Annotated in this window: 21 protein-coding genes and 3 pseudogenes; 15 read left to right on the top strand and 9 right to left on the bottom strand. The window is 38.2% G+C overall.

Going from position 1 to position 21,412, the window contains the following annotated elements:
- Entirely contained in the window at positions 1-1,533 is a 1,533-nt protein-coding gene (locus MKY17_RS15880) for a flotillin family protein (protein WP_098369393.1), read from the top strand.
- 401 nt (positions 1,534-1,934) lie between these two features.
- On the opposite strand, the pseudogene MKY17_RS15875 reads toward MKY17_RS15880, so the two are convergent.
- Positions 1,935-2,033: pseudogene (locus MKY17_RS15875) on the bottom strand (SAM-dependent methyltransferase); the annotation flags it as partial.
- A gap of 427 nt (positions 2,034-2,460) precedes the next feature.
- Between MKY17_RS15875 and MKY17_RS15870 the strand changes: the two are divergent.
- The 8 genes and pseudogenes from MKY17_RS15870 to MKY17_RS15835 all read left to right on the top strand — a co-directional run bounded on the left by MKY17_RS15870 (position 2,461) and on the right by MKY17_RS15835 (position 7,010).
- Positions 2,461-2,781 (top strand): PadR family transcriptional regulator, encoded by a 321-nt coding sequence (locus MKY17_RS15870; RefSeq protein ID WP_033796096.1) that lies wholly within the window; start codon positions 2,461-2,463, stop codon positions 2,779-2,781.
- A gap of 71 nt (positions 2,782-2,852) precedes the next feature.
- Complete coding sequence (locus MKY17_RS15865) at positions 2,853-3,206, top strand: DUF1048 domain-containing protein (protein ID WP_098369394.1); 354 nt, start codon at positions 2,853-2,855, stop codon at positions 3,204-3,206.
- A gap of 200 nt (positions 3,207-3,406) precedes the next feature.
- Entirely contained in the window at positions 3,407-4,168 is a 762-nt protein-coding gene (locus MKY17_RS15860; protein WP_098369395.1) for an ATP-binding cassette domain-containing protein, read from the top strand.
- Positions 4,169-4,918, top strand: coding sequence for an ABC transporter permease (locus tag MKY17_RS15855; protein WP_098369396.1), 750 nt, complete (start codon positions 4,169-4,171; stop codon positions 4,916-4,918). It abuts the gene before it with no gap.
- A gap of 52 nt (positions 4,919-4,970) precedes the next feature.
- Positions 4,971-5,165: a carboxymuconolactone decarboxylase family protein gene (locus tag MKY17_RS15850; protein WP_339202406.1), complete on the top strand. Its 195-nt coding sequence runs from the start codon at positions 4,971-4,973 to the stop codon at positions 5,163-5,165.
- Between the two features lie 357 nt (positions 5,166-5,522).
- A pseudogene (locus MKY17_RS15845) lies at positions 5,523-5,762 on the top strand (flotillin family protein); the annotation flags it as partial.
- A 378-nt stretch (positions 5,763-6,140) separates the two neighbouring features.
- Positions 6,141-6,254, top strand: a pseudogene (locus MKY17_RS15840) (oxidoreductase); the annotation flags it as partial.
- A 573-nt stretch (positions 6,255-6,827) separates the two neighbouring features.
- Positions 6,828-7,010, top strand: coding sequence for a YolD-like family protein (locus tag MKY17_RS15835; protein ID WP_034307388.1), 183 nt, complete (start codon positions 6,828-6,830; stop codon positions 7,008-7,010).
- A 524-nt stretch (positions 7,011-7,534) separates the two neighbouring features.
- On the opposite strand, the gene MKY17_RS15830 is transcribed toward MKY17_RS15835, so the two are convergent.
- Positions 7,535-8,122, bottom strand: coding sequence for an SET domain-containing protein (locus MKY17_RS15830; RefSeq protein ID WP_098369397.1), 588 nt, complete (start codon positions 8,120-8,122; stop codon positions 7,535-7,537).
- A gap of 431 nt (positions 8,123-8,553) precedes the next feature.
- On the opposite strand from MKY17_RS15830, the gene MKY17_RS15825 reads away from it, so the two are divergent.
- Positions 8,554-9,822, top strand: a complete 1,269-nt coding sequence (locus MKY17_RS15825) for a saccharopine dehydrogenase NADP-binding domain-containing protein (protein ID WP_098369398.1) — start codon at positions 8,554-8,556, stop codon at positions 9,820-9,822.
- 1,059 nt (positions 9,823-10,881) lie between these two features.
- Here the strand turns inward: MKY17_RS15825 and MKY17_RS15820 are convergent.
- Both MKY17_RS15820 and MKY17_RS15815 read right to left on the bottom strand, forming a co-directional pair.
- Positions 10,882-12,501, bottom strand: coding sequence for an ATP-binding cassette domain-containing protein (locus MKY17_RS15820; protein ID WP_098369400.1), 1,620 nt, complete (start codon positions 12,499-12,501; stop codon positions 10,882-10,884).
- A 446-nt stretch (positions 12,502-12,947) separates the two neighbouring features.
- Positions 12,948-13,217 carry a hypothetical protein gene (locus MKY17_RS15815; RefSeq protein ID WP_076369090.1) on the bottom strand — a complete coding sequence of 90 codons (270 nt, stop codon included), beginning with the start codon at positions 13,215-13,217 and terminating at the stop codon, positions 12,948-12,950.
- 343 nt (positions 13,218-13,560) lie between these two features.
- Here MKY17_RS15815 and MKY17_RS15810 point away from each other — a divergent pair, with 343 nt between their 5' ends.
- A complete protein-coding gene (locus MKY17_RS15810) occupies positions 13,561-14,088 on the top strand; it encodes a YhcN/YlaJ family sporulation lipoprotein (protein ID WP_098369402.1) in 528 nt (175 codons plus the stop codon).
- Between the two features lie 148 nt (positions 14,089-14,236).
- Here MKY17_RS15810 and MKY17_RS15805 read toward each other — a convergent pair whose 3' ends face one another.
- Positions 14,237-14,782: a site-specific integrase gene (locus MKY17_RS15805; protein WP_098369403.1), complete on the bottom strand. Its 546-nt coding sequence runs from the start codon at positions 14,780-14,782 to the stop codon at positions 14,237-14,239.
- Positions 14,761-15,171: a phage integrase N-terminal SAM-like domain-containing protein gene (locus tag MKY17_RS15800; RefSeq protein ID WP_098369404.1), complete on the bottom strand. Its 411-nt coding sequence runs from the start codon at positions 15,169-15,171 to the stop codon at positions 14,761-14,763. Before MKY17_RS15800 ends, MKY17_RS15805 begins: the two co-directional genes overlap by 22 nt.
- A 499-nt stretch (positions 15,172-15,670) precedes the next feature.
- Between MKY17_RS15800 and MKY17_RS15795 the strand changes: the two genes are divergently transcribed.
- On the top strand, positions 15,671-16,072 hold the full coding sequence (locus MKY17_RS15795; RefSeq protein WP_098369405.1) for an RDD family protein: 402 nt from the start codon (positions 15,671-15,673) through the stop codon (positions 16,070-16,072).
- A gap of 413 nt (positions 16,073-16,485) precedes the next feature.
- Here the strand turns inward: MKY17_RS15795 and MKY17_RS15790 are convergent, their stop codons facing one another.
- Positions 16,486-16,725, bottom strand: a complete 240-nt coding sequence (locus tag MKY17_RS15790) for a hypothetical protein (RefSeq protein ID WP_098369406.1) — start codon at positions 16,723-16,725, stop codon at positions 16,486-16,488.
- Positions 16,726-17,243: 518 nt separating this feature from the next.
- Positions 17,244-17,495: a hypothetical protein gene (locus MKY17_RS15785; RefSeq protein ID WP_142323925.1), complete on the bottom strand. Its 252-nt coding sequence runs from the start codon at positions 17,493-17,495 to the stop codon at positions 17,244-17,246.
- Positions 17,496-17,736: 241 nt separating this feature from the next.
- Between MKY17_RS15785 and MKY17_RS15780 the strand changes: the two genes are divergently transcribed.
- The gene (locus tag MKY17_RS15780; RefSeq protein ID WP_098369409.1) at positions 17,737-19,995 is read left to right on the top strand and encodes a UvrD-helicase domain-containing protein; all 2,259 of its coding nucleotides are present in this window, start codon (positions 17,737-17,739) and stop codon (positions 19,993-19,995) included.
- A 40-nt stretch (positions 19,996-20,035) separates the two neighbouring features.
- Here the strand turns inward: MKY17_RS15780 and MKY17_RS15775 are convergent, their stop codons facing one another.
- Positions 20,036-20,557 (bottom strand): GNAT family N-acetyltransferase, encoded by a 522-nt coding sequence (locus MKY17_RS15775; protein ID WP_098369410.1) that lies wholly within the window; start codon positions 20,555-20,557, stop codon positions 20,036-20,038.
- Positions 20,558-20,696: 139 nt separating this feature from the next.
- Between MKY17_RS15775 and MKY17_RS15770 the strand changes: the two genes are divergently transcribed.
- Both MKY17_RS15770 and MKY17_RS15765 read left to right on the top strand, forming a co-directional pair.
- On the top strand, positions 20,697-20,888 hold the full coding sequence (locus MKY17_RS15770) for a hypothetical protein (RefSeq protein WP_098369411.1): 192 nt from the start codon (positions 20,697-20,699) through the stop codon (positions 20,886-20,888).
- Between the two features lie 78 nt (positions 20,889-20,966).
- Positions 20,967-21,380 (top strand): hypothetical protein, encoded by a 414-nt coding sequence (locus MKY17_RS15765; RefSeq protein ID WP_098369412.1) that lies wholly within the window; start codon positions 20,967-20,969, stop codon positions 21,378-21,380.
- The last annotated feature ends 32 nt before the right edge of the window (positions 21,381-21,412 follow it).

Here is a 21,412-nt window from a genome sequence, read left to right as displayed (position 1 = left end):
ATGTTTAATTTGATTTGGATTGTCGTCGCCATTGTAGCATTTTTACTTATCGCACTTATTGCTGTCTTTATTACGAAATACCGCACGGCTGGTCCTGATGAAGCATTGATCGTGACTGGAAGCTACTTAGGAAGCAAAAATGTTCACATCGACGAATCAGGAAATAAAATAAAAATCGTCCGCGGAGGTGGCGCTTTCGTTCTCCCGGTGTTCCAGCAAGCGGAACCACTAAGCTTGTTGTCAAGCAAACTTGAGGTCTCAACTCCTGAAGTATACACAGAACAGGGAGTTCCAGTCATGGCAGATGGTGTATCGATAATCAAGATTGGCGGTTCAATCACCGATATTGCCACAGCAGCGGAGCAATTCCTTGGTAAATCCAAAGATGACCGTGAACAGGAAGCACGGGAAGTCTTAGAGGGACATCTTCGTTCCATCCTTGGGTCGATGACAGTCGAGGAAATTTATAAAAACCGCGAAAAGTTTTCCCAGGAAGTACAGAGGGTAGCCTCGCAGGATTTAGCTAAAATGGGACTCATCATCGTATCGTTCACCATTAAAGATGTTCGGGACAAAAATGGATATCTTGAATCCCTTGGTAAGCCAAGAATCGCACAAGTAAAGAGGGATGCCGATATAGCTACCGCAGAAGCAGAGAAAGAAACGCGAATCAAGCGCGCAGAAGCATCGAAGGAAGCACAGCGAGCTGAACTTGAAAGGGCAACAGAAATTGCGGAAGCCGAAAAAATCAACAAGCTAAAGGTTGCGGAATTCCGTCGCGAGCAGGATATTGCCAAAGCACGAGCTGACCAAGCTTACGATCTTGAAACGGCTAGATCTAAACAGGATGTAACAGAACAGGAAATGCAAATCAGGATCATTGAACGTCAGAAGCAAATTGAGCTGGAGGAAAAAGAAATCCTTCGCCGTGAAAAGCAATATGATTCAGAAGTGAAGAAAAAGGCGGATGCCGACCGTTATGCGGTAGAGCAGGCAGCCTCCGCTAACAAGATGAAACAGATTACAGAAGCGGATGCCGATAAGTATAAAATTGAAGCCATGGCGAAAGCGGAAGCGGAACGTGTTCGTATGGACGGTCTTGCTAAAGCGGACGCACAAAGGGCACAAGGTACGACAGAAGCGGAAATCATCCGGTTAAAAGGGGTAGCCGAGGCCGAAGCCAAGCAGAAGATTGCAGAAGCCTTTGAACAGTTTGGGCAAGCGGCTGTAATGGACATGATTTTGAAAATGCTGCCGGAGTATGCAAAACAAGTGGCAAGCCCGCTTAGTAATATCGACAAGATCACTGTAGTGGACACGGGTGGAAGCGGTTCGAATGGCGGGGCTAATAAAGTGACCGGGTATGCAACGGATTTAATGGCAACATTGCAGGAGTCATTAAAGGCATCTTCGGGAATTGATGTCAAAGATTTGCTTGAGAATTTCTCAGGAAAGCGAAATTTACCATTTTCCACCATTAGCCAGGAGAATATCGAATCGAACATGAATATGGCAGCAGGCAAGGAAGAGTAACAGAGAAAAATAAAATGAAGAAAGGTAAGAGCACTTATATGCTCTTACCTTTTTTTTGAATAGTGCTCGTTTAAAAAGGCTGGATCAGTTTAACTGGCCTTTTATACTTAACAAATATGTTCGTCATACTCGGTTTTCAAGTAATTTATCATCTTTTGTTTTTGGTGGGGATAATGAAAGCAATTAAAATAAAAGGAAAAGTCGTCAAAAAAAGTGGATTTTTATCATCGAAACCATAAGAATTTAAAATTATGATAGGGCTTCTTATGAAGCTCCTATAGTTAGTGGAAAAGTGAAGAACGCGAAGGTGTTACATTAATAATCCTCAGTTATTTTACTAAAGCTCCCGTGAACCCAAAAAGAAAAACGTCCCCACATCTTGCAGAAACCATAATAAACATTTACTTTTCTGCCGAGATTATTAAGAGCATGGGTCTATGAAGTTCTTCTTTCATTTCGGGAATACTCTTTAACATTTCTTCGGAAGGAATTGGTCTCTGGAAGTAGGAGAAAACCTCATCGTTTTCACACCAGAGAAACCGGGAACCTACATGTGCAGCTGCTGGATGGGAATGATCCGCGGTGTGATCATTGTGAAAGAAACATAGGAGGAAGTAAAGGCTCCATAAAAGAAATCATCTGTATCCAATGGGGGTAGCTGGTTTTTTAAAAAAAATAAAAAATCAAGTTGACAGTCACCATACTACGTGTTACAGCATACCTTGTAGTAAGTAACACTGGATACCAACAGCACTGAATAGTGAAGTTGCAAAAATATTTTTAAGAAAAAGTTGACACCTCTGCTACTCGGTGTTACAGTTTAGAAGTAATAAGTAATACTAAATAGCGTGATTTCCCAATAGCTATTCAGTAAAAATTTCCCTCAATACTAAGTATATAAGTCACAAAATAGAGGAGGCTCTGAACATGGAAAATTTAACTGAAATGCTGAAGGGTTCACTGGAAGGCTGCGTGCTGGAAATCATCAGCCGCCATGAAACATATGGCTACGAGATTACCCGACGCCTGAACGAGCTTGGGTTTACTGAAGTCGTAGAAGGGACGGTATACACCATCCTCGTGCGATTAGAAAAGAAAAAACTGGTGAACATAGAGAAGAAACCGTCAGATATGGGGCCGCCCCGCAAGTTTTACTCACTTAATGAGGCTGGCCGCCAGGAACTTGAATTATTTTGGGAAAAATGGGATTTTGTATCGTCGAAAATCAACGTCTTAAAGTCAATCTAGCTTCATAAGATATTCCGTACGATATTTTTGGAGTGACTTGTTCAGCTTTATAAAAAAGGAGGAAAAATAACATGATGGAATTGTTCAAAAAAATGATTGGTGATAAAAAAGAGTATAAAATGATGATGGCACGGGTTGAAGCCCTGCCAGAGGACTACCAGTTTGTATTTAAGAAAATTCAAAACTACATGTGGAATTTCTCAGCAGGCAACGGGATGGATATGCTGCATATGCAGTATGAATTAATCGAGTTGTTCGAAGCCGGTGCGGCGGAAGGCAGACAAGTGCTGGAAATCACTGGGGACGACGTGGCGTCCTTTGCCGACGAACTAGTGGCAAACGCTAAAACCTATGTCGCCAAGTATCGTGAAGATTTGAATCAAAGTATCATGAAGCGATTGGGAAAAAATAAATTCAATAGATAATACTGACTGAATAGCTGGTTACAAATGTGAATTGCCACCTTCGCTATTCAGTTATATTTTCACCTCAGTAATAAGTAATACTGATTATCAGTCAGACTAAATAGAAGAGTAGAGGCAATCTAGCTCCGCAAGGCGCTCGACCAGATAATTATGGATCTCGCAAGCGGCCTTGCTGCGCTATTTATAAGGAGGAAAAAAGTATGAGCAATGCAGCGATTTCTGTAAAAGGGTTAAAAAAATCTTTTAAAGACAAGGAGGTCTTAAAGGGGGTGGATTTTGAGGTGCGGCGTGGCGAAATTTTCGCACTGCTGGGCTCAAATGGAGCGGGCAAGACGACGACGGTCAACATCCTCTCGACACTGATGAAGGCCGATGGCGGCGAAGTAGGTATTTGCGGCTTTGACGTCCAGCGTCAACCGGATCATGTTCGCCAGAGCATCAGCCTGACAGGGCAGTTCGCAGCTTTAGACGGCATGCTCACCGGGCGGGAAAACCTGATGATGATCGCCAAGTTGCGGGGAGTTTCCAATCCCGCTCAAATCGCTGATAATCTGCTTGCAAGATTCAGCCTGACCGATGCGGCCAACCGCCGGGCGGACAAATATTCCGGCGGGATGAAGCGCCGGCTTGACATCGCCATGAGCCTGATCGGGACGCCAGCAGTCATTTTTCTCGACGAACCGACGACAGGGCTTGACCCCGAAGCGCGGATTGAAGTATGGAATACCGTCAAGGAGCTTGCCGGCGGCGGCACAACCATCTTGCTGACGACCCAGTACCTGGAGGAAGCCGAACAACTGGCGGACCGTATCGCCATCCTGAATGGCGGAAAAATCATATCGACCGGTACCCTTACCGAACTTAAGGAGATGTTCCCGCCAGCGAAAGTGGAGTACATCGAGAAGCAGCCGACATTGGAGGAAATTTTCCTCGCAATCATCGGCAAAAAGGAGGAGATGTAAATGAAAAGCAAAACAGGGGTACTACTAGGGCGTTTAATGCGCAACATCATGCGCAGCCCGGATACAATTATCACGGTGGCGATTACGCCGATTATGATGCTGCTGCTGTTTGTCTACGTATTTGGCGGCGCCATAGAGACAGGCACGGACAACTACGTCAATTATTTATTGCCGGGAATCTTGCTGATGGCTATCGCATCCGGTGTCGCTTACACTTCCGTGCGGCTGTTTACGGATGTAAAGAGCGGGCTGATGGCGCGTTTCATTACCATGCCCATCAAGCGCTCGTCGGTATTGTGGGCTCACGTGTTGACCTCGCTTGTTTCCAATGCGCTTACTGTCATGGTGGTTATCCTCGTCGCGCTCTTGATGGGCTTCCGTTCCAACGCTGATATCCTGGATTGGCTCGCGGTAGCTGGGATACTCGGGCTGTTTACGCTGGCGCTGACATGGCTGGCTGTCATTCCCGGATTGACAGCGGGGTCTATGGAAGGGGCGACAGCCTACTCGTACCCGCTGATTTTCCTGCCGTTTATCAGTTCGGCCTTTGTCCCCACCGAAACCATGCCTAAAATTGTCCGTGCGTTCGCTGAGAACCAGCCCGTGACTTCAATCGTGAATGCGATTCGTGCCCTCTTGTATGAAGGGTCTGTTGGCAAAGATATCTGGATCGCGCTTGCCTGGTGCGTCGGCATCATGGTCATCGCTTACTTCTTCGCCAGTAAACAATTTAAACGCCAGTTAGGGTAAGTACACCATTATGGGATTAGCCATATCAATAGTCAGCCGCTGAGATGAATGCATTTGCAATCACATGGAAGGCTGTTTAAATGCCGGGGCAACCATCGATGAAATCATTGAAACCCTCAAAATTGGTGTGATTGGTGGCGGTTCGATCACTTATCCCAACGCGAGGTTTGCCATGCATGCTTTAGAAGAATTTACAGCGGGTAGTGCTCTTTCGCAGGAGGAGAAATTAAAAGAAGAAAGTGCATAGATATAATTGACTGTAAAAGTGTAGATTCCGAGGTAAAATCGCTTTGGTAAATAATGTGATTAACTTAAGGAACTATGGATTACATTTCAGTTGGAATGTAATTCATAGTATTTTTTCGATTGAAGGAAAAAATTTTAAGGTAGCACGAAAAGAGAGAATTTTTCTCCCTTAAATCGGATTTCGAATCCTTCCAAGTCCTCTGAATGAGGGCTTTTTGCCTCACAGTTTGTGTCAACTCTGCGATAAGTCTTATAGCAAATCATGTTTGAGGTAAAACTATAATCGAAATACCTAAATGGTTTATGCAATTACCACTGTTACCAGTTTTAAAAAGTTGGACGGGGGTTAATTTGCGTACAAGTGGCAAGCCCGCTTAGTAATATCGACTAGATCACTGTAGTGGATACAGGTGGAAGCGGTGTGAATGGCGGAGCTAATAAAGTGACTGGGTATGCAACGGATTTAATGGCATCGTCGGGAATTGATGTCAAAGAATGGCTTGAGAATTTCTCAGGAAAGAAAAATTTACCATTTACCACCATCAGCCAGGAGAATATCGAAGCGAACATGAATATGGCAGCAGGCAAGGAAGAGTAACAGGGGAAATTTTAAGGAGGTAAGAGCTACTTGTATGCTCTTACCTTTTTTTGAATCGTTTTCGTTTAAAAAAGTCTGCCCTAATATAATTAATAAATATGTTCGACATATTTCTGTGAACTCTATGGAATATTCATATTCGAAGGTTACCAAATTTAACAGTAACCTTTTCAGTTTTAGGTTTAGCTTTTTTTTCCACTGGTATTGCTTATCTTCTTTATTTTTATCTTAAAAAAAATGTGGGTCCAACCTGGATAGTAAGCGTTACTTTATTAGTTCCTATATTTGGAATGATTTTTTAGGGGCTTATTTTTAAATGAACACACTAAAATAAGTACTTATCTAGGATTAGCAATAATTATGACAAGTATATTTTTTGTGTTAGGTGTTACGACACTTATGTGTGCACCAATGGGACCAATTCGTGAAAGCGATGGCGGCAGAGACTTTATTAGAAATTTGTTTAAAGAAGCAACAAATATTATGAGAGCGTGTAATCTATTACGAGGTTAGTGGGGGAAGCTCACTCATATAAACAACTCCTTCAGAAAGTAATTACATAGATTTTATTTAGGCCCAACAACCGTTCTGATCATATTCTAAACAAAAGAGGTTCAAGGACAATCGATCCGGTCCTGAGGTATGGGTTCTATACCAGGTAGCGGCCGATAAAAGTACAAATCTTAATCAGGTAAATCAGTGGCTAACGAAAGTACCGTATAGTCCAAAAGATGATTTGGATAAAATGGGAAATTTAATTCTTTCTGGACTAGAAAATCTATAAGGGAGTCTGCCGTCAAAACGGGGATATAATACGTTAAGTCAGTCTAAAAGTCGATTCACTTAATATTCATTTTTTTATCATGGATTTTACCATTTCCGAGCCTATTCTGATTTTCCTAAAATATTCTAATGTTCAAACTTTCACAAATTGTTCACAACAACAATGAAAACGCTTACGATTTTCGTTATATAATATACATATCTTAACTGATTTCATAGTATTGCACCAATTATCATACAATTTTTAATAAATATTTGAATAGACAGAAAGGAGATAATCAGATGATCTTGAAATCGTTGAAAAAAAAGGGCATAACGACCATCATTTATTATAAAGAAGGAGTATTAAAAACATGTAAGGGTCAATTGCATAAACTTAACCTCAATGAACAAACCCTTTCCTTAAAGGATGAAAATCAAAAGATTTTCTCTATTCGTTTATCTCGTATTATGGAAATATACTAACTTAATTACTTTCATTTAACTAATTAAAGTTACAATATATTTATTAATCCCGAATCTTTAGTATATTACTAGAGGTTCTTTTTTCATATATGGAAAGCTAAAGGGGCGTTTAGCATTCCTGTAGTTAGTAATAAAGGAAACTGCCTCGATAATGCCTGTGTAGAATCGTTCTTTTCACATTTTAAAACAGAAATGTTGTATCAAATTGATTGTAAAAAAGAGGAAGAGTTAATACAAGCTATAGAAACATATATGTATCATTACTATTATAAGTGATTCCAAAAACGACTAAACCACCGTGCTCCAGTAGAATACCGAATCATGGTGGCTGCATAGTCTTTTTTAGCACTGTCTACTTGACAGAGGTAAGTTCTCTACCTTGGCCAGAGGTGCGGTCTTTTCTGGGTATTAAACCCTCACGCTGATGATTCATGTTCCATCTTGCTAGATCGCCAAAAAAAGCTGGTTAAATGAAAATAGACAAACCAACAGAACCGTCTGTCCTGGTGGTTGTTTAGTTGCCTTTACTCCTCTTCATAGAGCGTAAGAAAGGAATCCGGCTCGGCACTTCCCTCTGCGATCGCGTTTACCCTGTCGACGAACTCCGGTCGAATCAGATGACGCAACGGCTGGTCTACTTGATTCAATTGTTTGAATGCCTCCCCAGCCAACTCATCCCATTCCTTGTAGCGATACAGATAATCATCCGGCATCACTACGGTGCTAGAAGTCCCTTCCTCCGGTTCACACTCAAAAGGTTCGTCTAACCCGAGCGTAGCATAGTCGCATGTGATTTGCTCTCCGGGAAGAATATCCCTCGACGCCAATTCAATCTCATAGACCGTCGATACCACATTTGGACTGAAGCTATGATTCATGTATCTGGCATGATCCCAGCACAGCACGTAGTTATCGTCATCGTTGAGGTAGGCATATTTATAGACGATTTCCCTTCGCACGAGATCAAGCGATTCAATTTCATCTTCCTCGAGAATGATGTCCAAATCATCCAATGCCCAGATGATCGTTCCTTTGGGGATCATTTTTGTGGCAAAAACACCCACACCAATCTTTTCATTGACAAACCGAATCTCGGTATCTGGATGTATCATCGATTCTGTTCACCCTTTCTCAAAACTTACTATTACTATATACAGCAGTTTCGTTTAAGTGACCGGTCGTTCGCGTATTTTAGCCAAGTTCAATCAGCGGAATGCCCCCCTGGAAAACGAGAAAGCTCTTTTATTTTTGTTCCACAATCGGGAGCTTTTTTACATTCAAAAATCATCCTGCCATAAACGATATCTTTTGAATGCCGAATACACCTTCAAAATATGTTTCTTCAATGGTATAACCCCTTTCTATTTAACTACTGCCATCTTAGTTGAAAAAGCACTTATTCTAAATCTCATATTATTAATTCTAACATCTCTCTTATTCATAGACAGAAGCACATACGTAGCGATCATTAGAATCATATATTGTTTAAGAAATCCTTGCACATGTTTCACGTGCAGCATTAATTGGCGAAAGGAGTGATGAAATGTTAAATGGGACAAGTTCATTGTCCATTTCTATATTAGGCAGCAGTGGAGGTGTTGCAAAAGCGGTATTGGCCATTCTAAATCAATCCGCCCAAGATAAAAATGACCCTATGTACCCCATCATTAGCACTTCCCAGCTTCATCTAATTGATGTTAAACAAAAGGATAAAGAGTATTACGACCAATTATTCCCTAATCTTGCCGATAAAATAAAAATTTACCAGCTTGACCTCACAGTTTTAAGTCACTTTCAGAAACATTTAAAAAAGACAAAAACGAAAGTAGTCATTGATGTTTCATGGGCCGATACAATTGAGATGATGAAATGCTGTAACGAATTAGATGTTTTTTACGTCAATTCTGCCCTCGAGAATACCGAGGTTGATGAGGACGAAAGTCTATATGGTTTCCCATTGACAGAGCGGTATATTAGATTTGAAGATAGCAAAAAAAATCTTACCAATATAAAGGCGATTGTTGGCTCGGGGATGAATCCTGGTGTAGTGCAATGGATGGCCATAAAACTCATAAACGAAAATCCGGATCAAAAACCATTAGCCTGCTACATTGTGGAGCATGATGATTCCTTTTTTAAAGACAAAACGTTAATCAAACCTAACACACTCTATACTTCTTGGTCGGTCGAATGCTTCCTGGATGAAGCGATATTAAGCTACCCTATGTTTGTCCATCATCATTTGCCACAATATTTTTATGAAGAAGTTTATGCAATGGAGTATAAAGTAAGGTTAGGGCAAAAAGAGTTTTATGGTTGTCTAATGCCACATGAAGAAGTGATTACATTAGGTAAATTATTTGATATGCAATTGGGGTTTATTTATCGTGTTAATGAATATACAACGGAATCAATCCGAAATAATTTGGCTAATGTAGACGTTCTCTGGGATTGGAATCAACAATTGCTTGATCCAGATGTAGGTGAAATTGAAGGTGAAGACCTAGTTGGTGTCCTATTAGTTTACGAGGATAGCGAAAAGTATATATATAATGTGATGAAAAGTAGTGAAATATATCCGAAATTCAAAACAAACGCCACGTACTTCCAAGTTGCTTGTGGCATTTATGCTGCTATGGCCAGCATAATCCTGGATGACCTTTCTTTAGGTATCCATTATGTTGATGAGCTTTTGCTAAACACCAAGAGCAAGTACGGAGGGTATTTAACCTACCATATGACTGACTTTGTCACAGGAGAAAATAAAGGCTCCGATGGATTATTGCATCAAAGACTTAAATGGATTGAATAGGCTGATTGATAAGCAGAGACATTGCATTCATTTGTTTTCTAAAGCATCCTAATAAGTTGATGCACTGCTAGTTAATTTGTTATTGACTTCCCTCTTTCATTTACAAAATCTATTTAGTTAGGAGATTAGAATGGGAAAAGCACTTATTATTGTTTGTGGTGGGGTAGCTTCAGTAGCCATTCATAAATGTTGCCCATGATTGAAATCGTTCACATGAAGGGTTATTTAACTAACAGGTGCAATATTCGTCAGAAAAGAGGAATACACGAAGCAGCATTCTTTAATGAGTTATTCCGTAATAGGGCGCTTTTGTTGAATAACGAAATTCTCATTTTATTGTAGTTAAATCTTAATGTTGTTGTAGTAAATAAGGTCATATGTAGTACAAAATAGGATAGATAAAGCTGATAAAGTTCTGACCTTATCTATCCTTTTATTTTACCTTATATAATGTGTGACATTATATATTACTTCCTTTTTATCAAGTCATTTCATCATAACCTTGACTTATAATAAAATTTATATACTCTTATCTTTTTTTTGAATAGTGCTCGTTTAAGGGCAGGATCAGTTTATCTGGCCTTTATACTTAACATATATGTTCGTCATACTCGGTTTTCAAGTAATTTATCATCTTTTGTTTTTGCTGGGAATAATGAAAGCAATTAAAATAAAAGGAAAAGTCGTCAAAAAAGAGAGGATTTTTATCATCGAATCCATAAGAATTTAAAAAATCCGAGATTATTTTTTCTTGATCGACTAAGTCGAACAAGCCGGATACATAAAAATGATAACTGAATTTATCATATAAAAAAAGGTATCCTGTATCATCAAAAATATTTTTCACTGTAAGACCATCCAATTCTAACTCACTCCTTCCTTACCAATATACCTTTTTATCGATGAAATTATTCAGTGCTCATCTTTCGGGGAATATTATTATATTTAATGCAGCGTGTTTTTTATACCTTCAATGTATTAAAGGTATGAAATAAAGGCAGGCAGAAGAATCGGGAACGAAAAAAGCACATCCAATAAGGATGTGCTTTCATAAAAGTATTATTTGTACATTTCAGCTACTTGCTTTTGCAATTCGCTATTTTCAAGGTACTCATCATAACTCATTTGCTTATCGACTGTACCTTTTGGTGTAAGTTCAATGATACGGTTCGATATAGTTTGGATGAACTGATGATCATGAGAAGAGAAGATCATCGATCCTTTAAAGCTGATCAAACCGTTGTTCAATGCCGTAATCGACTCTAAGTCCAGATGGTTAGTAGGTTCATCAAGCATCAGGACGTTCGAACCGCTTAACATCATTTTGGAAAGCATACAGCGGACTTTTTCGCCCCCTGAAAGTACGCTTGCCTTTTTCGTTACTTCATCGCCAGAGAATAACATTCTGCCCAAGAAACCACGCAGGAAGCTTTCGCTCTGGTCATTAGGAGAATATTGACGGAGCCAATCGACAAGATTTAAATCGACACCTTCAAAGAATTCAGCATTATCCTTAGGGAAGTATGCCTGAGATGTCGTAACGCCCCATTTGAATGAGCCGCTATCCGGTTCAATTTCACCTGCCAAGATTTTGAACATTGTTGTTTTAGCAATCTCATCTTTACCGACAAATGCAATCTTGTCGCCTTTATTCATCGTGAAGCTGACGTTATCCAATATTTTTACGCCATCGATCGTTTTCGAGATACCATCGACACGTAGCAGGTCGTTCCCGATTTCACGATCAGGTGTAAATCCGACATATGGATAGCGGCGCGAAGAAGGCTCTATGTCATCCAAGCTGATTTTGTCCAATAATTTCTTACGGGATGTCGCCTGGCTCGATTTGGATGCATTGGCGCTGAATCGAGCGATGAAATTTTGAAGCTCTTTGATTTTTTCTTCTTTTTTCTTATTGGCATCTTGAGTCAGTTTAAGGGCAAGCTGGCTTGATTCATACCAGAAGTCATAGTTACCGATATAAACTTTGATTTTACCGAAATCAAGATCCGCGATATGTGTACAAACTTTGTTAAGGAAGTAACGGTCATGGGAAACTACGATAACAGTGTTTTCAAAGTTGATTAAGAATTCTTCCAGCCATTTGATCGCTTTTAAGTCCAAGTGGTTGGTAGGCTCATCCAGTAAAAGGACATCCGGTTTACCGAATAGTGCCTGGGCAAGCAATACTTTAACTTTGTCGCCACCGTTCAACTCAGCCATTTTCTTTGTATGCAGGTCTTCTGCAATGCCAAGGCCTTTTAAGAGGATTGAAGCTTCAGGTTCAGCTTCCCATCCGTTTAATTCGGCAAATTCACCTTCAAGTTCGGCAGCTTTCATTCCGTCTTCATCCGTGAAGTTTTCCTTCATATAGATGGCATCTTTTTCTTGCATGACTTCATATAATCTTTCATGTCCCATAATGACAACTTTAAGGACTTCTTCCTCTTCATAAGCGAAGTGATCTTGTTTTAGAACGGCAAGGCGTTCGCCAGGTCCCATATGAACATCACCGGATTGCGCTTCAATTTCACCTGAAAGGATTTTTAAGAAAGTGGATTTACCCGCACCATTCGCCCCAATCAGGCCATAGCAGTTACCAGGCGTGAATTTTATATTAACATCTTCAAACAGTTTACGATCGCCATAGCGTAAACCAACATTATTTACTGTAATCATTTATTTACATTCCTCCAAAATACTTTTGTTTCAACGTGTTCAACACTTTGTTTCATTAGTTATACGCTGATTCACACAAACAGCAGTTTACGATCTTGTATGTTTTAAACTGTGCATCATTTAAATTGTATCTTATTTATGCAAAAAGTTAAAGGTTCATTAGCAAAAACCAACATTTATAATCAAAAAAGAGGCTAATAAAAGTCTCTTTTTTTATATCATATCTAATAATTTTCGCTGTTTAGGTTTTCCGAATGCAGTCTTCTCTCGATCCACTCTGTTTAACTCTTCATAGAGTGTATTTATAACTTTAGTTAGTCCTTCAGTTCATCGTTCAAAATACAAGAAGGATTTGAACCGTATGATGAAATTTTAAATGTTTATTTTAAAGTTCTTAATAAGAGTAAATATATTTAACGCGAGGAACTCATCAATCATAAAAGCACTCAGCCTAAATGGTCGAGTGCTTTTTGTGTCTTATTTAATACTTCTTTATTTTTATTAATGAAAACTTTATTTCTTAATATCATTTCTTTATTATTAAGCTCATCATTTAGTTCGGTAGTATTGTTCAGTTTCTCTAGAAGTGAGACTATTGATGGCATTGCTAATAATTCATGGAAAGCTATGTTTGTTTTAGTAGATAAGATTTTTAGCTCAGTAAGTTGACGAGGAGATAAAAAAGACTCAAATGGTTGCCTTTCATTTATTTCCATGATTGTACCCTCCATATGATGTGAATTATTAAATTGTAATTTAATTATAAAATAGATAAGTTCAATAAATGTATTAATCATGTAAAGATTTGATGAATTGCAGAATAAAGGAGGGAATTGAGTAATCGGGCGCTTTAAATGGAAAATGTATAAATTCTTACTCATAGAAACCCTCCGTCCATAACCATTACATCTATTGAACATTAAAAAACCAGGATAAGGGACACTTTTTTATGTGTGTTCGTTATCCGGGGTATAGTTTAACTTAAAGTGTTTTTTTATGAATATTCTCGAAAATACAGCAGATAGTACTAAGGTATCTAATTTTAAAGGAGTGACTAACATGAAATACACATTTTTAACAAGCGCCTTGATTGCTCTATTCCTTACCGGCTGTGGGACAAGTGATGATAATGATAATGGAAAAAATGTAGGAATGAATACTCGAAGCGATAAAAATAATGCCAATACCTTGAATGTAAATGACAGAAACGGCGACAACGATTACAATGCAAGGCAATTAAGCAATGATGACAATGATAATAAAATGCGCGTGGCTGATGAAGTAGCAGATCAGCTAGAGGATTTGAAGGATGTAGAGGGCGCCTCTGTCATAATTACAGATAATAACGCATACGTTGCAGTGAATCTGACAAATGACAAGAACCTGACAAATGACTTAGAAAAGAAAATTGTTGATCAAGTAAAAAAACAGGATGAAGGTACAGACAATGTTTATGTCTCTGCAAATCCAGACTTTGTTAAAAGTATGAAAGGATATGTCAACGATATTCAAAATGGAAAGCCGATTAGCGGAATATTTGATGAGTTTGGTGATATGGCACAAAGAATGTTCCCGGATGCCAAATAGAAGAAGTTTAAATTAGAGAGTTTAAGCGTGATGTTTAGGCTCTCTAAACCAACATTCTGAGGTTATCACTGAACTGGGATCTAGTATGGTTGAGTAGTGTTTTCTCCAAAGAAAAAAGGCAGTCAAGATGACTACCTAATATTCAATATTATTTTTTCCATAATGCTTTTAACGGACTATGTTCAGCATGTAAATCTGCAACGTCATCATGATTGAGGGTCACATAGCGTTTTGTTTGTTCGATGTTCATGTGACCTAATATCGCCTGTAAACTGAATAAATCGCCGCCATTTTTTAAATAGAGTTTTGCACATGTATGTCTAAAAGTATGGGGGCTACAACGAATTCCTTCAACCTTAGCTCGTTTCCCATATTTTTCAATTAGTTGATATAAACCACGATTAGTGAGTTGGTTACCAGCAATATTAATAAATAGTTGCGAGTATTTGCTTTCACCACGGACAGTAAGCCATCTTCGTATAGCATTTTTAGTCCGATGAGTAATCGGTACTTTTCTCATATGGTATGTTTTTGTATGGCGAACCATAATATAATTTTGCTCAAACACCACATCAAAGACGTTTAAATTTAATATTTCATTTTGACGCAGACCACATTCAAGTAACACAAGGCAAATAGCCGTATCTCGAACGCCTATCCAAGTATTATTTTCTATCTCATTCTCATTGAACAATTACGGCGCTTTACGCCATCACCAGCATTAATTGGTACTTTTTTATTGTCATAAAGCCATTTGAGTACTGTTTTAAATGCTCTTAAACGAATGTTAATACTAGAAGGAGACAACTCTTTTTTGTTTTTCATGTAGAGAATTAAATCGGTGATGTGTTCACTAGTTAATTGTTCTGGTGAGATATCTAGTTCTTGTTCTTCCCAGTAACGAAATATCATGCGAGTTTCTTTAACGTAATAGAAAGAAGTTGATTCTCGTAAACCTCTTATCTCGCAATCCTTTAAGAACATTTCCATAGCACTTGTCCAATCGGTAACGTAATGTACCTTTTTATCTACTGAATTAAGCTTTTGTTGTTCATCCTTAGTTAAAAAACGAGTCCTTTTCATAATATTTACGCTCCCTATATAGTTTACGACACACCGTAAACAAGAGCGTAAACTGCACAGCGTAGAATCAGCGTTTTACTCCAATATTAACATCTTCAAACAGTTTACGATCGCCATAGCGTAAACCAACATTATTTACTATAATCATTTATTTACATTCCTCCAAAATACTTTTGTTTCAACGTGTCCAACACTTTGTTTCATTAGTTATACGCTGATTCACACAAACAGCAGTTTATGTTCAATAATTTTTTAAATGCCGTTCGTTAAATTGTATCTTATTTCTTATGTTTCTTATGAAAATTAAAGGCAGATTAGCAAAAACAAACGTTTATAAGCAAAAATTACACAAGGATTTAATTTTGTTTTTAAAATGTCGCGTATAAAAGTATGTTTTATTTTTTCACAGAAGAAATTTATAGGCATAAAGACTCATTACTTTTCAACCTTTTAATTGGTAATATAGGTAACTGTAACTAACAAGACAGGAGGATCATAAATGAGTGATTCAGTAGGTTTTTGGAAACGTTTTTTTGCAGGATTATTGGATGGCATAATAGTATCTTTACCATTAGCGATAATTTTCGGGTTGATTACTGGAGATTGGGAAAATGAAAACTATTCAACGTTCTTCGACTTTCTTTACATGCTGCTTGTCCCGATATTATGGTATGGCTATACAGTAGGTAAACGGATTATGGGAATACGCATAGTAAGGATGGACGGCAAAAAATTAGGAATAGGCACAATGCTATTGAGGTATTTAGTTGCTGCTTTGGTTTATGCCATTACATTGGGGATAGCGTTTATTGTTAGTGCATTTATGGTCGGCCTGAGGAAAGACCATAGAGCGATACATGATTTCATAGCTGGTACATACGTGACATCAAATAAACCATGATTCATTGATAAGAGTTTAATAGCTGTTTCAGACTTTAGGCAAACTTGGAGAATCAAGTTTATCTAAAGTTTTTTGTGGGTTTGTAAAAATCTAATGTTGATTGGAACGGAGGGCACTCGCTTGGACGCGCTAATCTAAGCAAGAGTCTTGCACACCCGTTCCAATCAACTTTGTTTAACATTTAGATAGCACTCTTTTTGAAAAGCAGTTAATAGCTGCTTTTTTTATGCGTAAATACACATTCTAACCGATATGATTTTTTCATGAACCGTACATGGTATCTTCATCATAGGGAATTTTGCAGAATACTTTATTGGGGCTATTTTAAGAAATATTACATTGGAAACCACGATAGAATATTTTATCCATTAAAACAGTGGCAGTTAGGAACCAAAAAGCACTTCACCTTATGGTCAAGTGCTTTGGTTATTCAAAACCTCTTTATTTTGATTGATAATGATTTTATTTCTTAAAATCATTTCCTTATTATTAAGTCCAACATTCAGTTCTTTGGTATTATTCACCTTTTCCAGCAGAGACACTAGAGATATTTCCAATATTTCGGAGATAGGCATATTTGTTTTGGATGATAAAATTTCAAGTTCATGGATTAATTTAGGGGATAGCATTGGTTGTCTTTCATTTATTTCCATGACAGTACCCACTTTCTAAAAAAAATTATTTAATTGTAATTTAAGTATATAATGTGAGTTTCCAATAAAATATTAAATTAGCGTTATTTATGTTAAGAGATGATGACAATTGTAGAAGAAAGGTATAATCGAGCACTTTACCCTAATGGAGGTGCTGATCATTACCAGTGAATCATGATGAGCGACCGAATAAAGGTATCCCAATCCATCATACCTTTCATGATGATGCCTAACGCCCGGACTCAGCTATAGTAATTCCCCGCCCATATTTTATATTTCTATGATGTCCGCCCCTTTTACCGGGGCCATCTTTATTTGATCGTATTCCTTTTTAGGGCTGATGGCTTTCATGGATAAGAAAAAGCCAAATAAAGCCCGCATCACAGACATAATTACACTTATGATCAATCCCAATAGCAATAAAATACCTGAAATGCAGCCTTTCCCAATATATAAATAATATAACAAGTAAGACGGAAGGTATGGTAGCCCCTAAGTAATGCAATATCAGGCTTCGTCTACTTACTAACAACGGAAACTTCTGTGCAGTCGTATAGGAGGTTTGAAGGAAGAGCAGGGTAGGGTTCATTCGTTCCATGGTGCTTGATGGGTTTGACATCTTTTTGATATACAATCAATTCATTGCATATCATGATGTATAAAGAGGATAGTATGATTGTCATTAACATAATTGCATCGGATAATGTGATATCCATATGATGAAATAGAAATAAACTTCCTACTCCCAGAATGGTAAAAAAAGTATTCAATGATTTTCCTCCTGAAGGCATTTTGGAAGCTCCTTCATAAGTCAACATATTATAGCAAAATCCAATCTGGAATATTTAGTGTATTCTTCAAATTATATGAAATATCATGAAAGGTAAATTTCAACTATATAATTCTATGTCTCCAGATTTGTCAACCATTGGATTTTCTGATAGTATAAATGTCCATTTCGTCTTAGCATCGGCATTGTAATGAGTTTGATAACTAAATAAGGAAGGGGAAGTGGTTTCATTGGGTAATCACCCTGATTTTGAACAGGAACGGCAGCGGCTGGATTTTACGAAACGTTATATCGATGTAGTCATCAAAACATCAGAAACAAGCAAGGATCAATTTCAGCGGAATATGCAAGAAGCTTTTGGCGATGCCGATTGGTCTGAATCAGGCTTATATTCACAGTTGCTGACGACGGCCAACTTTTTTGAGATGTCCAAAACCGAACTTGAAAGTTTACGCAAAGCAAGTAAAAAGCCCTACTTTGCAAGAGTGGATTTTGAAAGGAATGACGGTGATAGAGGCGAAGTCCTTTATTTCGGGAAAACATCGCTTTATCAGAGGGAAAGCCAGGAACAGATCATCGTCGATTGGCGATCCCCGATTGCAAACCTCTATTATGAGGGACGGATTGGTGAAATAGAATATGAAGCGGAAGGAGAGACATTCAGCGGGAACATCACTTTAAAAAGACAGCTAATGATCGAAGAAGGTGTCTTGGAGGAGATAAGGGACGTTGATTTGACAACAACGGATGAATTATTGCAGGAATCCCTTTCCAAAAGTTCCAGCAATCGATTGACAGATATCATTACCACGATCCAGGAAGAACAAAATAAAATCATTCGTGCAGATTTGAATAAACCTATCATTGTCCAAGGCGCAGCGGGCAGTGGTAAAACTACAATTGCTTTACATAGGATCTCTTATTTCATTTATCACTATAAAGACTTGTTCGATCCGCGACAATTAATGATTCTTGCTCCGAGCCGGGTTTTCATTGACTACATATCTGAAGCTTTACCTGAATTGGGTGTCGAAAAGGTTAAACAATTCACATTTTCCGAATATGTTCAGGCAGCGATTGGAAAGCAAGTGAAGCTTGTAGCGGATGATAAATTAACTCGATTGCTGGAAAAGGATGATGAAGAAATTAAATCGGCCGTTTGGATATCAGGTCTGAAGGGCTCCCCTGTCTTTAAATATATATTGGACGAATATGTAAAGGATATTTTCAGGGGTTTTCATCCGAATGCTGATTTTTATTGTGATAAATATCGCCTCTATTCCAAAAAGAAGTTCATTAGATTATTGGAAGAGGATTATTGGTATTTACCGTTATACAGCAGGCTGGACAAACTGAAGGCCATTTTACAAAATGAAGTGAAATTGAAAAAGAAAATAATGCTTGAACGTGTTGTTGACCTTTATGATGCCAAAATTGAAAAAGCTCTCTATAAAAATATTGATCCAGTCATTCGTAAGGATTTTGTTACAAAATGCCTCGATAAAAAGGAGGAAAGGATAGGTCAGATCCAAAAGGCAATCCGTACTTCCGTAAAAGGGTATTTTAAGCAATTCAAAAGTAAAGGTCTCCTGGATTACTATCAGGACTTATACGAAGATCCGGAGCGTCTTGCCTCTTACAGCAACGGTAAACTTACTGTTGAAGATGCCAGTGTATTATGTGAGTATAATCATAAATTATTTTCTGTTAAAAGTTACGAGATGGAGGACTTAGGAGCATTATTATATCTTCAGGAGCGGCTTTTTGGTATCGATAAAGAAAACAAAGCAAAAAATGTCGTCATTGATGAGGCACAGGATTACAGCTTCATGCAGTTACAGGCACTAAAGACGGCAGTGGATACCGATATGTTCACACTTGTAGGCGATCTTGCACAAGGCATTCATTCATACCGCGGACTTCAAACATGGGAAGAGGTTCACAGTCGTATTTTCCCTCGGGCGACGTATACCGAATTACAAAAAAGCTACAGAACAACTGTTGAAATAATGAAACAAGCTAATGAAATACTTCAGTTGTTAACATATGATTTCCCGGAAGTTGAACCTGTAGTCCGTCATGGCAAAGAGCCGGAATTCATTTCCATTGAAAAGGAAGGTTGGGAAGAAGAACTTATCGAACTTATTGCAAGCCTTAAAGAAGAAGGATTTAAAACGTTTGCCGTTATTGCTAAAACGATGAAAGATTGCAAACTGGCAAACGAGAAACTAAGGGGATTCCATCAAGGCTTTCATTTAATAGATGAAGAGGGAAACATCCCTAAGGATAAAACGTTGATTGTTCCTTCTTATCAAGCGAAAGGTCTCGAATTCGATGTCGTATTTGCAATATCCCTTGAAGAAGAGTATTTCCATGGAAATGAACTTGATATCAAATTGCTGTACGTAACAATGACAAGGCCATTGCACAGGCTTTATTTTTTAGGTAATGAGAAAAATGCTTTTCTTATCGAGACATGAAAGGGTAGGGTGGAGTGTAACCACCCTCCTCTAAATACGCTTACAAATGCAAAAGGATATCCTGAATATCTTCCCACCCGAAACCGACTTCGATGAGCTCGATGCCTGCCATTTTAACGGTTTTTTCAGCTATAACTTGACCGCCAAGGGTGTTGTAAAAATCGCATGAAGGATTATCCTTTAATGCCCAGATTATTAAATTCTTATGTCCCATTTCAATAAGCTCATGTATGACAGCTTTTATCATTTTTCGGCCGAGTCCCTGTCGTTGATATTCTTTTAAAAAATAAATGGCATATACTTCACCTTGAATACGCGGATCATTCGTTTGTTCAGGCCCGCCGGCAGCGAAACCGATGATTTCCCCATTGGCGCTTTCCGCTACAAAGGTGGCATTATGCAGCATCTTTAAATTTCTTAGCCAGTTTTTCTTTTTGGCTTCCAGATTCATGGAGGACAAATATTGTTCCGGGAGGATTCCTTTATAAGTGGTTTTCCAGCTGTTAATATGTACATTTGCTATTCCATTTACATCTTCTTCTATAGCTTTCCTTATCTTCATGAAAACACCTTCTGATTTCCGTTTTTCCCTAGAATATCATGGAAAAAGTGAATAAGCATATTATTTATGTTTAAAACTGCATGAGAAAGGATAAGAAATAAAAGAGTGATTCAACCAGATGAGGGGAAGGATGAGAAAGATGAAATTGAAAGTTAGTTTTTATTTTCCGGGCGGCAAAGAACTAGAGCATGAGGTTGAGGGCGATGACTCAACTCAAATGATTTCAAATATTCAAAAGCACCGTTATTATAATTTAGTTAAAGGCGATTGCCATTATGTCGTAGATACGGAAAAAGCAGCTTATTTTTCTGTAACGGAAATATTGGATTGAGAATAAACCGCATTGGACATTTGTTCCATTGCGGTTTATTCTTTTTGTTGTAAGGAAACCGGAAAAGGAGTATCGATAATGAAAATCAATTTTACCAAGAAACAGTATGAAACATTATTCAAAATGGTTCAGTACGGATATTGGGTTGCTTCCGATACTGAAGATAATAAAGAATACAGTGAGATGGAACAGTATCTCAATTCCTTTGCCAAAGATTTCGGCATGGAAGGAGTACAGTTTGTGAAGGAATATGAAATTTTTGATTTAAGCAGGGAATTGGAGGAGCAACTTCATGAAGTCATAAATGAGTATGAAGAAGGAGTTTTCAGGGATAAGCTTGCTTACCATTTGGCTAGAAAAGAGTTTGCCGAGGAGTCGGAAAAACATGAATACAATCAGGAGGAAGCGTTTAAACGTATCATGGAGCTCGAAGAAAAATATCATCTTCATATTGAAGAACATGGATTAGTGAAATTGAAAATAGATGAATAAATAGAGAGAGGACTTAATTTGTCCTCTCTTTT

The organism is Peribacillus sp. FSL P2-0133, from assembly GCF_037975445.1.
In the GTDB taxonomy this organism is placed as follows: Bacteria; Bacillota; Bacilli; order Bacillales; family DSM-1321; genus Peribacillus; species Peribacillus simplex_E.
Note: the sequence above shows the minus strand (reverse complement) of the source record. Positions and strands in the feature narration are given on the sequence as shown.